Origin of the sequence: Streptomyces hygroscopicus (assembly GCF_026168105.1) — a bacterium.
GTDB lineage: Bacteria > Actinomycetota > Actinomycetes > Streptomycetales > Streptomycetaceae > Streptomyces > Streptomyces hygroscopicus_D.
Genome location: NZ_LBMW01000001.1, coordinates 163,352 through 178,401 on the forward strand (window position 1 = coordinate 163,352; position 15,050 = coordinate 178,401).

16 protein-coding genes are annotated in these 15,050 nt (G+C 68.5%); 6 read left to right on the forward strand and 10 right to left on the reverse strand.

The genetic code is table 11. From position 1 onward, the window contains the following. The first annotated feature begins 651 nt into the window (after positions 1-651). The gene (locus tag AAW14_RS00825; RefSeq protein ID WP_265558710.1) at positions 652-834 is read left to right on the forward strand and encodes a hypothetical protein; all 183 of its coding nucleotides are present in this window, start codon (positions 652-654) and stop codon (positions 832-834) included. A gap of 112 nt (positions 835-946) precedes the next feature. After that, positions 947-1,183, forward strand: a complete 237-nt coding sequence (locus AAW14_RS00830; RefSeq protein WP_265559284.1) for a hypothetical protein — start codon at positions 947-949, stop codon at positions 1,181-1,183. Positions 1,184-1,205: 22 nt separating this feature from the next. Here the strand turns inward: AAW14_RS00830 and AAW14_RS00835 are convergent, their stop codons facing one another. Together AAW14_RS00835 and AAW14_RS00840 are read right to left on the reverse strand one after the other, a co-directional pair. Next, positions 1,206-1,847 (reverse strand): methyltransferase family protein, encoded by a 642-nt coding sequence (locus AAW14_RS00835; protein ID WP_265558712.1) that lies wholly within the window; start codon positions 1,845-1,847, stop codon positions 1,206-1,208. 414 nt (positions 1,848-2,261) lie between these two features. Then, positions 2,262-3,497, reverse strand: coding sequence for an epoxide hydrolase family protein (locus AAW14_RS00840; RefSeq protein WP_265558714.1), 1,236 nt, complete (start codon positions 3,495-3,497; stop codon positions 2,262-2,264). A gap of 276 nt (positions 3,498-3,773) precedes the next feature. Here AAW14_RS00840 and AAW14_RS00845 point away from each other — a divergent pair, with 276 nt between their 5' ends. From AAW14_RS00845 to AAW14_RS00855, 3 genes are all read left to right on the forward strand, one after another. Beyond that, positions 3,774-4,064, forward strand: coding sequence for a hypothetical protein (locus tag AAW14_RS00845; RefSeq protein ID WP_265558716.1), 291 nt, complete (start codon positions 3,774-3,776; stop codon positions 4,062-4,064). An 896-nt stretch (positions 4,065-4,960) separates the two neighbouring features. Then, positions 4,961-5,113, forward strand: a complete 153-nt coding sequence (locus tag AAW14_RS00850; protein WP_265558718.1) for a hypothetical protein — start codon at positions 4,961-4,963, stop codon at positions 5,111-5,113. A 65-nt stretch (positions 5,114-5,178) separates the two neighbouring features. Beyond that, positions 5,179-7,113, forward strand: a complete 1,935-nt coding sequence (locus tag AAW14_RS00855; protein WP_265558720.1) for a hypothetical protein — start codon at positions 5,179-5,181, stop codon at positions 7,111-7,113. A gap of 174 nt (positions 7,114-7,287) precedes the next feature. On the opposite strand, the gene AAW14_RS00860 is transcribed toward AAW14_RS00855, so the two are convergent. The 4 genes from AAW14_RS00860 to AAW14_RS00875 form a co-directional block, all read right to left on the reverse strand. Beyond that, positions 7,288-8,754, reverse strand: a complete 1,467-nt coding sequence (locus AAW14_RS00860; RefSeq protein WP_265558722.1) for an FAD-binding protein — start codon at positions 8,752-8,754, stop codon at positions 7,288-7,290. Positions 8,755-9,176: 422 nt separating this feature from the next. Continuing rightward, on the reverse strand, positions 9,177-9,827 hold the full coding sequence (folE, locus tag AAW14_RS00865) for a GTP cyclohydrolase I FolE (RefSeq protein ID WP_416223227.1): 651 nt from the start codon (positions 9,825-9,827) through the stop codon (positions 9,177-9,179). A 1-nt stretch (position 9,828) separates the two neighbouring features. Then, positions 9,829-10,254: a hypothetical protein gene (locus AAW14_RS00870; RefSeq protein ID WP_265558724.1), complete on the reverse strand. Its 426-nt coding sequence runs from the start codon at positions 10,252-10,254 to the stop codon at positions 9,829-9,831. 91 nt (positions 10,255-10,345) lie between these two features. Continuing rightward, positions 10,346-10,873: a DUF2231 domain-containing protein gene (locus AAW14_RS00875; RefSeq protein WP_265558725.1), complete on the reverse strand. Its 528-nt coding sequence runs from the start codon at positions 10,871-10,873 to the stop codon at positions 10,346-10,348. A 280-nt stretch (positions 10,874-11,153) separates the two neighbouring features. On the opposite strand from AAW14_RS00875, the gene AAW14_RS00880 reads away from it, so the two are divergent. Then, positions 11,154-11,882 (forward strand): helix-turn-helix transcriptional regulator, encoded by a 729-nt coding sequence (locus AAW14_RS00880; protein WP_265558726.1) that lies wholly within the window; start codon positions 11,154-11,156, stop codon positions 11,880-11,882. Positions 11,883-12,146: 264 nt separating this feature from the next. Here the strand turns inward: AAW14_RS00880 and AAW14_RS00885 are convergent, their stop codons facing one another. The 4 genes from AAW14_RS00885 to AAW14_RS00900 all read right to left on the reverse strand — a co-directional run bounded on the left by AAW14_RS00885 (position 12,147) and on the right by AAW14_RS00900 (position 14,879). Continuing rightward, on the reverse strand, positions 12,147-12,317 hold the full coding sequence (locus tag AAW14_RS00885; RefSeq protein ID WP_265558727.1) for a hypothetical protein: 171 nt from the start codon (positions 12,315-12,317) through the stop codon (positions 12,147-12,149). A gap of 58 nt (positions 12,318-12,375) precedes the next feature. Beyond that, positions 12,376-12,732, reverse strand: a complete 357-nt coding sequence (locus AAW14_RS00890) for a PRC-barrel domain-containing protein (protein WP_265558728.1) — start codon at positions 12,730-12,732, stop codon at positions 12,376-12,378. An 886-nt stretch (positions 12,733-13,618) separates the two neighbouring features. Next, the gene (locus AAW14_RS00895) at positions 13,619-13,885 is read right to left on the reverse strand and encodes a hypothetical protein (RefSeq protein WP_265558729.1); all 267 of its coding nucleotides are present in this window, start codon (positions 13,883-13,885) and stop codon (positions 13,619-13,621) included. 532 nt (positions 13,886-14,417) lie between these two features. Next, positions 14,418-14,879 (reverse strand): hypothetical protein, encoded by a 462-nt coding sequence (locus tag AAW14_RS00900; RefSeq protein WP_265558730.1) that lies wholly within the window; start codon positions 14,877-14,879, stop codon positions 14,418-14,420. Positions 14,880-15,050: the final 171 nt, after the last annotated feature.

Consider the following 15,050-nt stretch of genomic DNA (forward strand, 5'->3'; position numbering starts at 1 on the left):
GCCACGCCCGAGTCGCCGTCCGGCGACAGCGTCCAGCGGTGAGGCGCTGATCCGCGCCGAGGGTGCTGTTCGGGTCGACGCGGACGGCGAACTGGTGTGGCACCGCGCCACGGGCGGGGATTGCCTCGATGACTGCGGCGCCGGCCGGGCAGGACGGCTTCGCCGGCTGAGGGCCCCATTCCTCACCGCCGGATCGTTGTACGGCCGGCAGGAGGCGACCGCATGGCGTCCCGTGGCCGACGCTCCCGCCGCAAACACGCCGGGCACGGTGCGTGCACTGACTGAAACACACTGTGGGGCACGGCGGGAGGCCCGGCCCGGCGCGGGAGTGCGCCCGGACCTGGCACTGCCGCCCCGCCGCCGGGAGGACGCGTGTCGGTGCGCAGACGCCGGGCACACGACGCGCCGCAACGCCCAGGCATTGGATGTCCGGCCGTGCACGTCGTCGGATCCCGGAGCATGGGCTGCCACCTTGCCGGGGCGGACCCGGATCTCGTGACGGCCGTGCCCGAACCGTCGGCATGGCGGAGGTGGAGGCGCGGGTGACGGCGCAGGTGACGGCCCCACCACCGAACGCCACCCGCGTACGCCGGGTCGGCGGCGCCAGGGTGCCGGGGCCAAGACTCACCGCCGCCGACCTGGACGTCCGACGTGGTGGTGGTCGCCATCGGGACGTTGCCCTGCGACGAGGCGGTGGCCCGCCGCACCGAGCTGGGCGAGGCGAGCGCGATCGCCCTGAGCACGGTCAGCGAGGCGGACGCCGACGCCGTCCGTGGGGCGATCGGCGACGCCCACTCATCGTTCGTCCCGCTGATCAGAATGGCGAAGGCGTGAGCGAAAGCCCGCGGCCTTCACTCGGCACCGTTCGGCGGACTGCCCGGCCCGGCCCGGACGGTTCTGGCGGCGCGCACGGCACGCGAGGCCGGAGACCGTGTGATCGCCGCCCATGTCCAACTCCCGCTCGCCGGCCCGGCGGCCCGGCGGCCCGGCTGGAGGCTTCCCGGGCGGGCAGCAGGTCGACGCGGCGGGTTTCGACGTCCACGAGGACGGTGCCGTAATGGCGGCCCTTGCGGGTGGCGTACACGTCGGCGCCGACCACCCGCCACCCCGGCATCTCCGACTCGAGAAGGCTTCGACCAAGCGCAGGACCGTGCTGCGGCTGACGGATATCCCCAAGACGTAAGTAGGGTGACTCCGGCCCCCGGCTACTGCTGCTCGCCGTCGGCGTGGTGGGGGCCGACCCGGGCGGGACGCGTCCAAGGGATCAGTGCCGGGACGCGGGTGCGGTAGGCGTCGTAGGCAGCAGCGAACTGACCGGCCATCAGGCGGTCCTCAACCCGGACCCGGTGCAGCAGCCAAGGGACGGCGACCGCCAGGAAGGCGATCCAGACTCCGAAGCCGCAGGCGAGCATGCCGCCAACGATCAGGCCGAGCAAGCCGGTGTAGATGGGATGGCGGACCAGCTGGTAGGGACCGTCCGTACGCAGCTCGTGGTGCTCCTGGACCGTCGGAACACTGGCCCACATCGTGCCCAGGACCCAGCGGGCCCACAGCAGCAAGGCGGTGGAGGAGACGACGAGCAGGCCACCCAGGAGCGCGAGCTCAGGCTGCCAGTACTGGAGATGGCGCCAGAAATCGTGAGAATGCCTCACCAGCGTGGAAAACACGTAGGCGCCTGCCATCAGCAGAACCCGACGGGGCAACGTCCGACGCAGTCCACGCACCCAGCCGTGCAGACCGGCCTGGCTCTTCGAACCGAAATAGACAGCACCCACGATCCAGGCCACGACAAAGATCAGGACGCACACGCCGGTGAGAGCAACAAGTGCCGAATGAAGAGAGCCCATGCCTCAAGCCTGCTCCGCCTGCGAAGTGGATCACCACCACCCACGGGTTGATGGAGAGATCTCCACCCACCGACGGAGACCCGACAGCGGGCGGCACCGAGGGCGGCAGCGGCTCCCGACCAGCACCGCCCTACCCAGCCCGGTGGCGCCGCGGTCGCACGGCAGCGGCCCGTACGAATTCAGCTCGAGCGGCACGGCGAGATCGGCGGCGTGGACCGGGGCGAAAAGGTCGCGGTGTCAGCCGAAGGTGAGGCGGGGGTCACATTCCTTGGCGCAGATGTCACACTCCGGGCACACCCGCTGCTCCCCCTGCTCCCCTGCACTCCTGCTCCCCTGCTCCCCTGCTCCCCTGCTCCCCTGCTCCCGCCAGGCAACGTTCGCCCGGCCCGTCACCAGACGAGTCCGCAGGGTCGTTCAGAGCCTGCGGCCGTGGAAGGTGCGGCGCAGGTCGCTCACCCAGGCGTCGGGGTTCTCCCAGGGGATGAAGTGGCCGCCGTGATCGTGGGCGTTGACGTTGACGTGGTTGAACCAATCGGCCTGCGGGCCGGTCTTGAAGGCCCGGACGCGCTCGTCGGCGGTGTGGATGCCGGGCGGGTTCTCGTACGTGACGAAGGTGAGGCCGACCGGTGCCTGCACGACCGGGGTGCGGTCGTGGGCGGGGGCCCAGGGGTAGCGGTTGGCGTTGGCGTAGTAACGCATCGACGTGGCGATGGAGTTGTTCACCCAGTAGATCGTGGCGTGGGTGAGCAGGTCGTCCTTGGTGAAGACGGACTCGACGTCGCCGCCGTTGTCGCTCCAGGCGTTCCAGCGCTCCAGCAGCCAGGCGAGCAGTCCGGCGGGTGAGTCGCTCAGCCCGTGGGCCAGGGTGGCGCCGTCGAGCATGTGCACGGCGAGGTGGGACGCCGAGCGGTGGTCCAGCTCGATGATGCGGGCACGGACGTCGGCGGGCTGGTCGTCGGTGAGGGGCCGATTCCGGGCGAGGTCCCAGGCGCGGGGGCCGTTGAAGAAGTCGAGCGGCAGCCCGGAGCCGATGTGGATGCCGTACAGCTCGTCAGCGTACTTGTGGCCGAGCTGGCTGGAGACGATCCCGCCGATGTCGCAGCCCCCGGCGGCGTACTTCTCGTATCCCAGGGTCTCGGTCATCAGGGTGTGCCAGAGGTCGGAGACCTTCCAGAAGTTGACGTCCGAAAAGCCGGTGAGCGGTCCGGGGAAACCGAAGCCGGGCAGGGACGGCACGATGACGTCGAACGCGTCGGCGGGGTCACCGCCGAACGCGGCCGGGTCGGCGAGCGGGTCGATCACCTTCGACCAGTGCCAGAACGTCCACGGCCAGCCGTGGGTGAGGATCAACGGGATCGGGCTGGGCCCGCGGCCAGGCTTGCGCATGAAGTGCACCGGGACATCGGCGACGCTCGCCTGGTAGTGCTCGTACGCGTTGATGGCGGCCTCGGCCTTGCGCCAGTCGTAGCCGTCCCGCCAGTAGGCGACCAGCTCACGGAGATAGCTGTCCGGGACGCCGTAGGACCAGTCCCCATTCCCCTCGTCCAGCGGCGGACGGGTCAATGTGAGACGGGCACGCAGGTCGTCGAGGACCTCGTCGGACACATGGATCGGGCTGGGCTCCAGGGGGAAGGCGTGCGGGGTGGTCATGGCGTGGTTCCTTCTGGATAGGGGGGAAGGGGTGTCGTCGGCCTGTTGGGTGGTTGGGCGGCGAGCCGGGCCATTTCAAGGAGTGCGGGCAACGATGCGGCGAGTGCCTGCAGGTGGCGCGGGTCGAGCTGGTCGGCCACGGCGGCCAGCGCGGCCAGGCACCCGATGCGCTCCTTTCGTCAAGACTCGACCACCTTGGAACCAGCGCGGACACTCAACGGCTTTGACGATAGAACGTTTCCACATCCGCCCCGGGGCGGGTTGCATGGTGTCGCCGTGACCCTCGTCGTCCACGAGCACAAGCGGCTCGGCCGCGGCATCGAACTGGCCATGCTCGCCGAGGAGCTGAAGGCGAGCGACGTCGGCCTTGAGTTCCTCACCGGCGAGCGGAAGGGCTCACACGAACCCTCCGGCATCGTGTTCACCGCGCTCGCGGCCAGGTCCGGTTGCTTCGCCGCGATCACCATTACACCGTTCGCGGGTAGGAAGCGGCTCGGCGCGGCCCCGCCGGCCGACTTGGCGGCAGCCGGTGCCGCCCCGAACAGCAGTCGACAGTTCAAGGCGTAGGACAGCAACGGCAGTCGAGGGCGGGTCAACTGCTTCAATTCATGCACCGCTCGCTCCACCTTGCTGCGCTTCTTGTTCCGCTCCGGGTGTCCCCTGCTCGGAGGCAGTGCGAACTCTCAGGTAATGGCACGGGGTTGGGGCGCAAGCCGGCCGATCTTGGGTGAGGGCTTGAGCGAGGCTATTTGTCGTCGATTCCAAATCCCCGCCGAGGCCTGTCCGCAGCACGGGGGTTTTCGATTGCGGGGAGCGGAATAGCTGTGCTTGCGTTGCGAAGGTGGATGCGGCGAGGGGACTCCAGCCGGTAACAGGAGTCCCCTCTTCCACCAACTGATGTACGGCCGCGCCCAGGAAGGGGGGACGGCGATTTTCGGGGGCGGGGGTTCCGCTTGTTCAGCTCACCACCGTCCTGGCCGCTGCGCAAGATCTCCCGCTCTTCGGAAGCGTTCCGAACAGCGAACGTGCAGGTGATGGCGGTTCAAGGGCCTGACTGGGCAGGCGCGACGGTGCTGTGGAAGCCCGCCCTGCGGTCGGCATACGGTCGCAGTTTGACGTATTCGGAGGCCTGGCGAAGGAGCCGCTGGGGCACTGGAAAGGGCCGAGGACCGAGCAGAAAACGATGACGGCGGTCCTTTGGATGACGGTGAATGTTCGGGTTGCTTCCAGTCACGCCGAAGGGGTTGCCTCGGTCCGGATGACGGAATTACCTGGGTGCTGTCCGCATCACGGCCGGTAACCGGATGCGGAGCCGTATTCGTCGGCGGATCCTCGCCGAGCCCAGGGAGGGGAAGACTGTGTCACTACGCACAACGCGAGGGCGGCGCCCGCAGGCGACGTCACCGGATCAAGCTCTTTGCGGAGCGACTCTTGCGCCCGGGCACCGGATCACCATCTTCACGGTGATCCTGCTGGTGGTGATCGTCCTCGGGTGCAGCGGGCACTCCGTCAGTGACGCCCTCGGGCTGGTCATGGCGGCCGGAGCTGCGGCCGCGCAGATCGGCTGCTGGCTGAGCGGGCAGCGCCTGGCCGCCGGCTCGTCTGGAGGCATGTGATGGCGGAGTCGGAGGACGGGCAAGGCACCCCGGGCGACCATGGGACGTGGCCTGATCCACGGCGGGTGCGTAACCAGAAGGAGTTGCGCGACGCACTGGGCCAGTTGCGCGAGAGCCGGGGCATCACGCTCAAGCAAATGGAGAAGGCCAGTGATGACGGGTCCGGTAGGAAGCTGGCGCCCGCCACGGTCTCCAACGTGCTGAGCAAAGACGCTCTGCCCGGCAGAGACTTCGTCATCAGGTTTCTGCGCGCCTGTGGTCTGAGCAAGACGGAACAACAGGAACCGTGGCTGACGCGTTGGGAAGCGCTGAAGCTGGACGAGGCGGTACCCGTAGAGGAGGGCACGCCGGAAGACGCGGTTCCGCCTGGCCCCGGACCCGCAGTGGAGGGTTTGCAGGAAAGCCCGGTTCTGCCCGACAACAGCCCGCACCGACCGCCCCCAAGGGGCGGCAGGCGGTGGGTGCGCTTTCCAAGCGGGCGCTGGAAACTGCTTGCAGGTGTGATTGCGTGCACTGTGGTCACCGCCCTCGCCGTCGGTGTCGGGGCATGGCAGCTCCATCAGCAGCGGGTGCATGACCAGCAGGTGCAGGACCGGGCACGGTTCAAGAAGCAGCACTGCGGCACCCTCGATGCGAGCCTGGTCACCGGAGCTGGCGGCGAGTGCACGGGCATCACCGACGGCAGCGACGGCTCTGCCGTCTTCGGCAGCGATCTGGAGCCGGTCATGACGGCCATCGGCGCGGAGAACAGCGATGTGGCCAAGGGCGGGGACTATGTGACGGTGGCGTTCCTGACACCGCTGACCTCAAAGAGTGCGAACAACCTGACGGTCGGCCAGTACGTCGCCGAGCTCGAGGGCGCCTACACCGCCATTGAGGAGGAGAACGACAAGGACAGCCGGCCCAGGATCCAGCTGCTCGTGGCCAACATGGGCAGCAGCGAAACGCAGTGGGCGCAAGCCGTCGGCCAGTTGTCCGCCTTGGCGAGAGCAGGCCGTCTGGTGGCGGTGGCCGGCCTCGGATTGAGCCAGCAGGAAAGCGTCGACGCCGCCCGTCAGCTGAGCAAGGCCGAGCTTCCAATGGTCGGTGACTTGATCACTGCCGACGGTTTCGACTCCACTGGCGCCGTCGACGGCAAGGGACCGATCAACGGACTGGCCCGGGTCGCGCTCACCAACACAGACCAGCTCACCGCCATCAGCAAGGAACTCGGCCCCGCCCAGCGCACCGCGGCCCTGGTCAGCACGCAAGTGACACCCAACGGGACCAAGGACCTCTACACCGAATCCCTCAACCGCGGCTTCCACACCGTCAAGGGCCTCAAGAAGTACCTCGACAACACGTCGGACTTCACCTTCGACCCCCGCGGCGGGCCCGGCACCATCCTGCCCACCATCAGCCAGAACCTCTGCAACACCGGCAAGACGGTCGACACCGTCTACTACGCCGCCCGCGTCAAGTACCTGCCCGACTTCCTCGACGCACTGACGCGCCGCAGCTGCCACGCCCAGCCCATCACCGTCGTGACCGGCTCCGACGCATCATCCCTCGACCCCAAGACGCAAGCGCTCCACGATCCCGACGCGCCGATCACCGTCCTGTACGCGAACTTCCCCAGCGCAGCCCAGTTCCACAGCTCCGACAACCCCGACCACGGTCTCTACGACGCCTTCGCCAAAGACTTCACCGCCTCGCACCACGGACAGCAATTTGCCGGAGAGCACCTCACCAGCAGCTACTGGGCCATCGTCGCCCACGACGCCGTCCTCACCGCAGCAACCGCCCTGCACAACGCCGCAGCACACGGCGACGGCCCCACCAGCCTGCCCAACCGCTACGCCGTCAGAGACGAGCTCTTCGCACTGCGCAACGGCGCCGTAGCGGGGGCGAGCGGCCACTTCGGCATCGACAGCAACGGAAACCGCACGAACAGCACCACCATCGCCACCGTCCACCGCCTCGGCCAACCCCTGCCCACGCCCACCCAGCCCGCCAACTGACCAACCACGACGAACCCCAGGGGGCAGACCCGACACAGGTCTGCCCCCACCGCCAGGTGCCCCCGAACCGAGGGAGCGGCAGCGTCCAGGTCGGCTCAGCACAGTGAACGCCGGTATGAATGGCCACGGCCCGGCTACGACGGCGGTGCACCGGCGCGTCCGGGAAACTTCTCGTCAGAAAATGCCCTGGCCTGGTACCAGGATCCCGCGCGGGTCGTACGTGCGCCTGGCGGTGGAGAGCCTGGGCCAGGCGGAGCCGAAGTGGTCGCGCCAGTCTGCTCGGGTGAAGGGGATCGCGCCGACCGGGTACTGGGTGCCTCCGGCTGCGCGGGCTGCGTCGTAGGCGGAGCGGTTGGCAGTGATGAGGCGGTCCAGGGTTGCCGTGTCGTCCGGTGCCGTGGTGCGGAGGACGGCGAAGAGATACGGCACCGGGTCCTCGGGGGTGCGCAGCAGCGGGGTGTGGATCCGCTCGCGCAGCAACGGGTAGAGAAGGATGACTCCGGGGCCGAGGTCGGCCGGGGTGAGGACGTCCAGGGTGGAGCCCGCGAGGGAGGCGGCACAGCGGCTCGGCAGGAGGAGGTTGAGCCAGGGGTGGGCGTACGACCAGAGGCCGGCCGCCTTCAGGGCGGCAACGTCGGGGGCGATCCGATTGAGGAAGTCGTAGTAGGCGAGGTCGGAGGCTTGGACCCCGGAGGGGGCATGGTGCAGGCCCGCAAGGAGCGTGCTGTCGTCGGGGACGGGACCGACGGGCGGCCCGTAGGCCACGGCCTCCAGGACATACCTGCGGAAGGCGCCGCCGGCGTCGGTGGTCACCTGGCCCTCGACATAGGCGAAACGTCGTTCGCTGACGAGGGCCCGCTGGTCGTCGAGGAAGGTTTGCAGATTGTCGTACGGCAGCAGGTAGCGGCGCACGGTTTCGGGTGCCGGGACGAGGCGCAGGGTCGCGCCGACGATGACGGCGCACTGGCCGAGACCGGCGAGCACGGCGAAGAAGAGGTCGGCGTTCCGCACCGGCGAGCACCGGACGAACTCGCCGGCGCCGGTGACGACCTGCAGCTCGGTGACGTTGTCGGTCTGGGTGCCGTGCCGGTGGGCCTGACCGCCGATGCCGCCGACGGAGAGAGTGCCACCGACGGACAGTTCCAGGTAATCGGTGAAGACGGGTGGCGTGAGACCGAGGGCCAGGGTGGCTTCGACCACGCTGCTCCATCTGGCGCCCGCTCCGACCGTGACGGTGGTGCTGTGCGGTCCCACAGGGCCGATGGAGGCGAGCGGCCATGTCTCGATGATCAGCCCGCCCTGCACCTGGGCCTGGCCGAAAGTGGCGTGACCCTGGCCACGCGGGGCGACCTGCAGCCGGTGCGCGTTGCAGAACCTGACCATGGCGACCACGTCCCGTACCGAACCCGGCCGCAGGACGGCGACCGGGCGGCGGTGGATGATGTGGCCGAAGTCCTCAGCGTCGGCCGTCAGTGACGCGTCGTCGGTGTGGACGGTGCCGTCCAGCCGCGGGATGGCGATGAGTGATCGGTCCGACGCCGTGACCGCCCAACTACGGGTGAACGGATCAAAGCCGGTGACCGCAGCACCGGCGGCCGCCGTTCCGCGCAGCACGGTTCGTCGGGACGGTGTCTGGAACATCAGATTCCCCCCAGGCACCCGACGAGGGCACCCCGCACGGCGGGGACGGGAGCGAGAAGGTCGGCGGTGTCGTCCTTCGGTGGTTGCACCCGCGCGATCGTACAGAAACGGTGGGGTTCAAGTCCTGGGCCCGGCAGACTTTTTGACACAGTTTCTCGCGCATGATCGGGGGCCGGTACCAACGAACCGATTCCAGCGTGGCCGACGGAGTGACAGGCCGTGCGCGATCTCGGGCAGGCCGTCGGAGCTCTTCGCCGAGCCGGGACGACGGCGGGTCACCCGCCCCCGTCGTAGCGCAGCCGGGCGTGCTCGATCTCGTTGATGTAGCACTCCGCCCACTCCCGCACCGCCGCCAGCGGGGCGGAAGCGAAAGCCCCAGATTTCCATGGTGATGCCGGCTTCCTTCTCGGGGCGGGAGTGCGTCAGCCGGGCAGGCCGGTCAGGGCGAGAAATTCGCTCCGGGAACGGGGATCGGTGCGCAACAGGCCGAGCAGGGTTGAGGTGAGGGTGCTGGAGCCGGTGGCCTGTGCGCCTCGGAGGGTCATGCAGGTGTGCTCGGCTTCGATGACCACGCCGACGCCTTTGGGTTCCAGATGGGTCTGAATCCAGTCGGCGACCTGCTTGGTGAGGCGTTCTTGGACTTGGGGCCGGCAGGCGAAGTGCTCGACGACGCGGGCCAGTTTGGACAGGCCCAGGATGCGTCGGCCGGGGAGGTAGCCGACGTGGGCGGTGCCGACGAAGGGCAGTAGGTGGTGCTCGCAGACCGAGCGAAGCGGGATGCTACGGGCCAGGACGAGTTCGTCGTAGCCCTCGTCGTTGGGGAAGGTGGTCAGGTCGAAGGGCCGGGGGCTGAACAACTCGGCGTAGGCGCGGGCCATACGCCCGGGCGTGCCGCGCAGGCTCTCGGAGTCTGTTGGGATGCCAAGTGCGTGCAGAAAGTCGGCAGCGGCGCGCTCGGCCGCCGCCAGGTCCACGCTGTCGGCGTCGTGGACCACTCGCAGTGCGGGAGCGCCGGGTACCGGATCCTCCGGAGAGAGGGAAGGGCGGGGGGATGGGCGGCGGGACTCGTTCATGTCAGCTGCCACCGATACCGAGGGCGGTCAGCAGGACGATGACGACCGTGGCGACGGCGAACAGGCCGTGCGCGACGACGACGGGCACCGGGAAGTGGCGCTCGGCGGATTCCGCGTCACCAGCGCCCGAGGGCGCCCCGCGCACGGGGAGCCAGCGGGCCAGCATGGTGAATCCGAGCAGCGCGACCGGCACCAGCAGGCCGAAGGCGGTCCAGGCCAGAGCGGCCTTGTCGGTGACGAGATAGATGATCCAGACCACCAGGCCTGCGGCAGCGAGCGCGAAGTGCCCGAAGACGACGGGGACGGGCAGGCGGCTGGCACCGCCGGTTTGCTGCTGGCGCGCTCCCCCGCGCGAGATCCAGATGCCGAGCATGTAAAAGCCGCCGAGTGCGGTGACCAACCAGGTGATCAGTGCGGCGAGAGCCATGGGGACGCTCCGAAGAAGTGCAGGGGCTGGCTGTTCGGCAGCCTCGAGGTGGATAAGCATTTCGCGGTCGGAAAGGACAGGCGGCGCCAGGTCAGGACGGGCGGGTGGGGGCGTAGCCATCCGCCTGCGTGGACTCGTCCGCAACCCGGACGCCGTATCGGTAGGCGAGCTTGCCGCCGAGGAAGCCGGAGACGCCGAGCACTCCCAGGCTCATCGCGGACAGCGCGACCATGCCCACACCGACACTCCCGGTTTCCGGTCCGGCGGCGTGCCGCCACGCGAAGTTGACCGCGTACGCGGCGGTCACCAGCACATTCAGTGCCATATGAGTCAGGCCGGTGCGGAAGGCTCGCGTGCCCGTCGGGATGGCGAACAGGTCCAGGAATCCGACCAGCGCGGCCGCCAATGCGCCCAGCAGCCCGATCGCGATCAACCAGGCCGATCCGCGTGCCAGGAAGCCAGGAGCGTGCACGAGGTGGGAGGCGACGTCGAAGATCAGGCTCGCCACCCATGCGCCGATCGGCACGGTGACCAGGATCGGATGGAACGGATGCCCGTACGGTCCGGCCAGCACGGCACTGACCGGCTGCTTCGCTCTCAGCTGGGACTCATCGATCACGATGACCACCTCCCTCTTTCACTAATTAATATTGGTCTTATTGGGGGGACGAGGTCAAGAAGCCGTCCCGTTCTCGAGGCTCCATGACCCTTCCCGATCTTGAGTGAACGGGGGTTCGAGCCCAGGCGCTGCGGTGCCGCCCACGGGAGCAGCAACCGGTCCACCGTGGCCCTGTTGCACCAACTGCAGTGGCCGCTGGCGCCAAGTTGCACCGAAAGGCCCAGTTCCTTGGCCTGCTCGGAGGCCTCCGCCCATGCCATAAGGAGTTACCGTTGGCACTGTGGCAAGCGACTTGAACCCGCACCCGTCCGCGGCCGACGCCGCGCTGGAGTCCCTCAGCGTGCTGGGCGAGGAATCCCGGCGCCGCATGTTCGCCTTCATCCGCCGGGCCGGGCGTCCGGTCACCCGGGACGAGGCCGCCGCCAGTGTGGGCATCTCCCGCAAGCTGGCCGCCTTCCACCTCGACAAGCTCGTCGACGCCGGCCTGCTGCGCGCCCACTACGAGCACCCGGGCGGCCTGCGCAGGGTCGGCCGGCAGCCCAAGCTGTACGAGCCCTCCGGCATCCCCGTCCAGATCTCCATCCCGGACCGCCGCCACGAACTCCTCGCCGACATGCTCCTGGACGCGGTCCTGGACAAGAGCGAGGAGGAGGACGCCCGACAGGCCGCAGCACGCGTCGCCGGGGAACACGGCCGACGTCTCGGCGAGGCCGAACGGAAGGCCACTCGTCCCGGCCGCCTCGGCCCCGAACGCGGATTGACGTTGTGCGAGCGGATGCTGGACCAGCACGGCTTCGAACCCGCCCGCGAGACCCCCACCCGGCTGCGGCTGCGCAACTGCCCCTTCCACCCCCTCGCCGCCAAGGCGCCTGACCTGGTCTGCGCCATGAACCACGCCTTCCTCACCGGCTATCTGGAAGGCCTGCAGGTCAACGGCGTGCAGGCAGTCCTCGCACCCCGGCCCGGCCAATGCTGCGTCCAGCTCGCACCCATCGACCGGACCACCTGACGGCGGGACGGGGCCGGACCGTCGCGCACACGGCCCGGCGTTCGCCCCACGTGCCCAGCCTGCCGCGTGCACCCATGAGCACCGACCCGGAAAAGCAAATAAAATTTAGCTCTATCATGTGGCCGCGGACCACCGCGGACGCCGGCCTTCGGTGCGCGGGTGACGGAAGTAGAACTACCGGGCGCGATGTCTCTCGTTGCCGCTCGGCCCTCTCCTGTCTGGGCGCGGGCCGTCGTGGGCGGCGGCGTCGGTTTTTCGGCGGCCTCACCGCACGGTGTGCCGACCCGAGCGCCGGGACCAGCGCAAACCGCCGAGAATCAGGTCGGCCACGAGGACCACGACGCCGATGACCAGGAGGTAGAACATCCCCTGAGCCACCACGCCGATCAGTCCCAGGACGATCGCGACCAGGATCAGGAACAGGAAGAGCGCCATGGGTGAACACATCCTCCGGTCTGCGAGTAACGAGCGTTCGCGGTGATCGTCGAGCCGGTCAGCCGCGCGCGAGGCGCCGTCCGTGGTCGGTGCCGGGCTCGTAGCTCCTGCCGTAGTGCTTGAAGATCTCTTCTTCACGCTCGGCCGGCAGGACGTCGTCGAGTCCTATGGAAGGGGCCTTCTTCACCAGCCCTCTCGCGTGCGCCACCTTGACGTAACCCGGGCCCAGGGTGGCCTCGTCGAGGGGGACGAAGACCAGCCGCTGCCGGGTCGGCAGACCGGTACGGACCGTGGCCATGGCCGGCGCGTCGGTCGTGCTGTCCACATAGACCGCCTCCAAGGATCCGATCTTGCGTCCCTTGGGATCGATCACGTCGCGGTTGCGCCACTCGCGGATATCGGCTGAATGGATCATGCCTGGCTCCTTGCGCCCGCATACCCACAGCCACCCTGCACCGGGTGGCGATGGTTACGCCTGAATTGCACCGGTTTCACTTTACTCCGGGGGCTCATGCTTCGATCGTGCTTCTGATCCTGCGCGCGATGCCCGGCGTCAGGCGCTCACAGGGGTCGCGTACGGGGTCGCGTACGGGGTCGCGGGGGGTGTGGACATGGATGCGAGGGCATGGATGCGGTGTAGGCGGGTGGACACCGGCGATCCCACCTTGCGCAGGCGGTTGATGCGTTGATTTCGGCGCCGAGGATGTGCGCGGGAACGCGAATGGCTCGGTGCAGTCGTGACCACGGCACAGCGGTGGGACTGTGGGCCCATGGGCCTGTGGATGTCATGGACGCTCGCCGGCGTAGGCACCGCCGGCGCGACAGTGGACGATGTCGAGGCGGCTGTCCGCGCTCTGGAGGCCTCTGTGGAGCGATCACGGCTAGCCTTTGACTCCGCTGGGGACTGGGAGAGGCTGAGAGGTTCGGCAAATCTGGTGCGGGCCGGAATGCTCAACGAGGGGCGTGAGGCAGTGGAGCGGGGTCAGGCGTGGCGGTTGGCTCTCGGTGGTGTGCACGTTTATCTCGCTCCGTCGAAGTAATGTGAATATCTCGCTCCGTCGAAGTGATACGGGGTCCGTCACGCAGGCTCCGGGTAAGGCTCGGGGGCTCTTGAGCGTGCTCACGCGAGCCGCTCGACCGCATGCCCTGATCGACGCTGCGACAGGGTGGATCAAGGCGTGAGAGTGCCCGTGCAGAACGGGGTGTCACTCAGTGAGGGACACTGGGACACCCCGTTCTGCGACGGGTGCGCCTGCACACGGAGGCGGTGGGATTCGAAACCCGTCATTGTTGGGGCGAGCTCACGTGAACTCCAGGTGCAGCCTGATGACGCCGGAGTTGTTGCCCTTTGTGATCGTCCCGTCACCTCCGGCCCCGCGGAAGACCCCGCTGCCGCCCGTGACGACAACAGGAAGGACCTGCTCATCGTCACGGAGCTGAACGAACTGGATGGTCAATTGCCCTCCGGTCAGCCTCAGGGTGAAAATCCCCTGGGATTCGACGACCGAGTTATGCCCTGAACCCGTGACCCGCGTCGTCGTGAACGTGCCGTCCGCGACACCGATCATGCGACCTCTTTAAAACGTCCAGGCTCAGAATCATCTCGTCACCGAGACTTGGCCCGGGCGGACCCCCGAGGTTGAGTTTTTTCACCTGCGCGAATTGTACGTCGAACTGTACGAAGCAGTCGTCTCCATTGGGGTTTGCGGCGCTTGAGACGCGGCAGGGGCGCTGGTGATCGTGCCCGCGGTGGGTAGCTGCTGCTGAGGCAGCAAGGGAGGCGGAGGCTGTCGCCAGAGCGACCTGTAGCTGATCTATCGCAAGTGGATCTGACGGAGTGTCACCCGGCCCGCGGCTGTGATCACGCCACCCGGGGAATACCTGGAGGTGACCCTCACCTCACGAGCCGCAGTACATCGGCAACCCGGGCTGTTCGGCCGGTACTCGGTCCTCGATACGCGGCGCGCGGGACGCCTCGACGGAATGAGTACGCCGAACGTACGGCATGAGTACCTGATCAGCGGCCCCGAGCTGTGCAGCGGCGCCTGTACGCCGACGAGACCGGCCCCCCCCGGACGATCACGTGCCTCACCGGCACGCTCAGCGGCGGATGCGGTCGCTGACGAGTGCGGCCGCACCCGCGACGGCCAGTACCAGGCCGACGGTGAAGGCGAACCATCGGCGCTCGATCAGGTCCCAGGCGCCCCAGTGCAGGACACCGGCCGGCAGTGCTTCCTCCGGGTGGGCGGGATCGTAGACGACGGTGGTGTGCACGTACCCGTCGTCGTCGGCCGCGCCGCTCGGCACATACAGCGTCTGCGCAAGGCTGGGCTCCGCGGTGAACTGCGGAAGACCCGTGGCGTCGTGGAAGCTGAGCCACACCTTGCTCGGGGAGCAACTGCTGCCTCGGCCGGCCGAACATGCCCACTCTATGGAGGCGTCACCCGGCACCTGGCGCCCATGAGCGCGTAGCTCGGAGATCCGGCCGTCCCCCTGAAGCACCTCAACGATGTCGGCCGCAAGGACGCCCGCACCGACCAGCGCCATCACCGCGGCGGCCACGGTGCGGCTCCATCTCCTCGTAGGACTGTTGTTCTGCACCTCTCTACGCTATATGGCTCCGTGATCACCTGGCTTCGACGTGACGCCGGTCGTCGATCCCGCCGAGGGCACGTCAACCAGGTCCGCCGCACGAGCGATTGGACGGTGACCGCTCCCCTCGTACGGGACAAC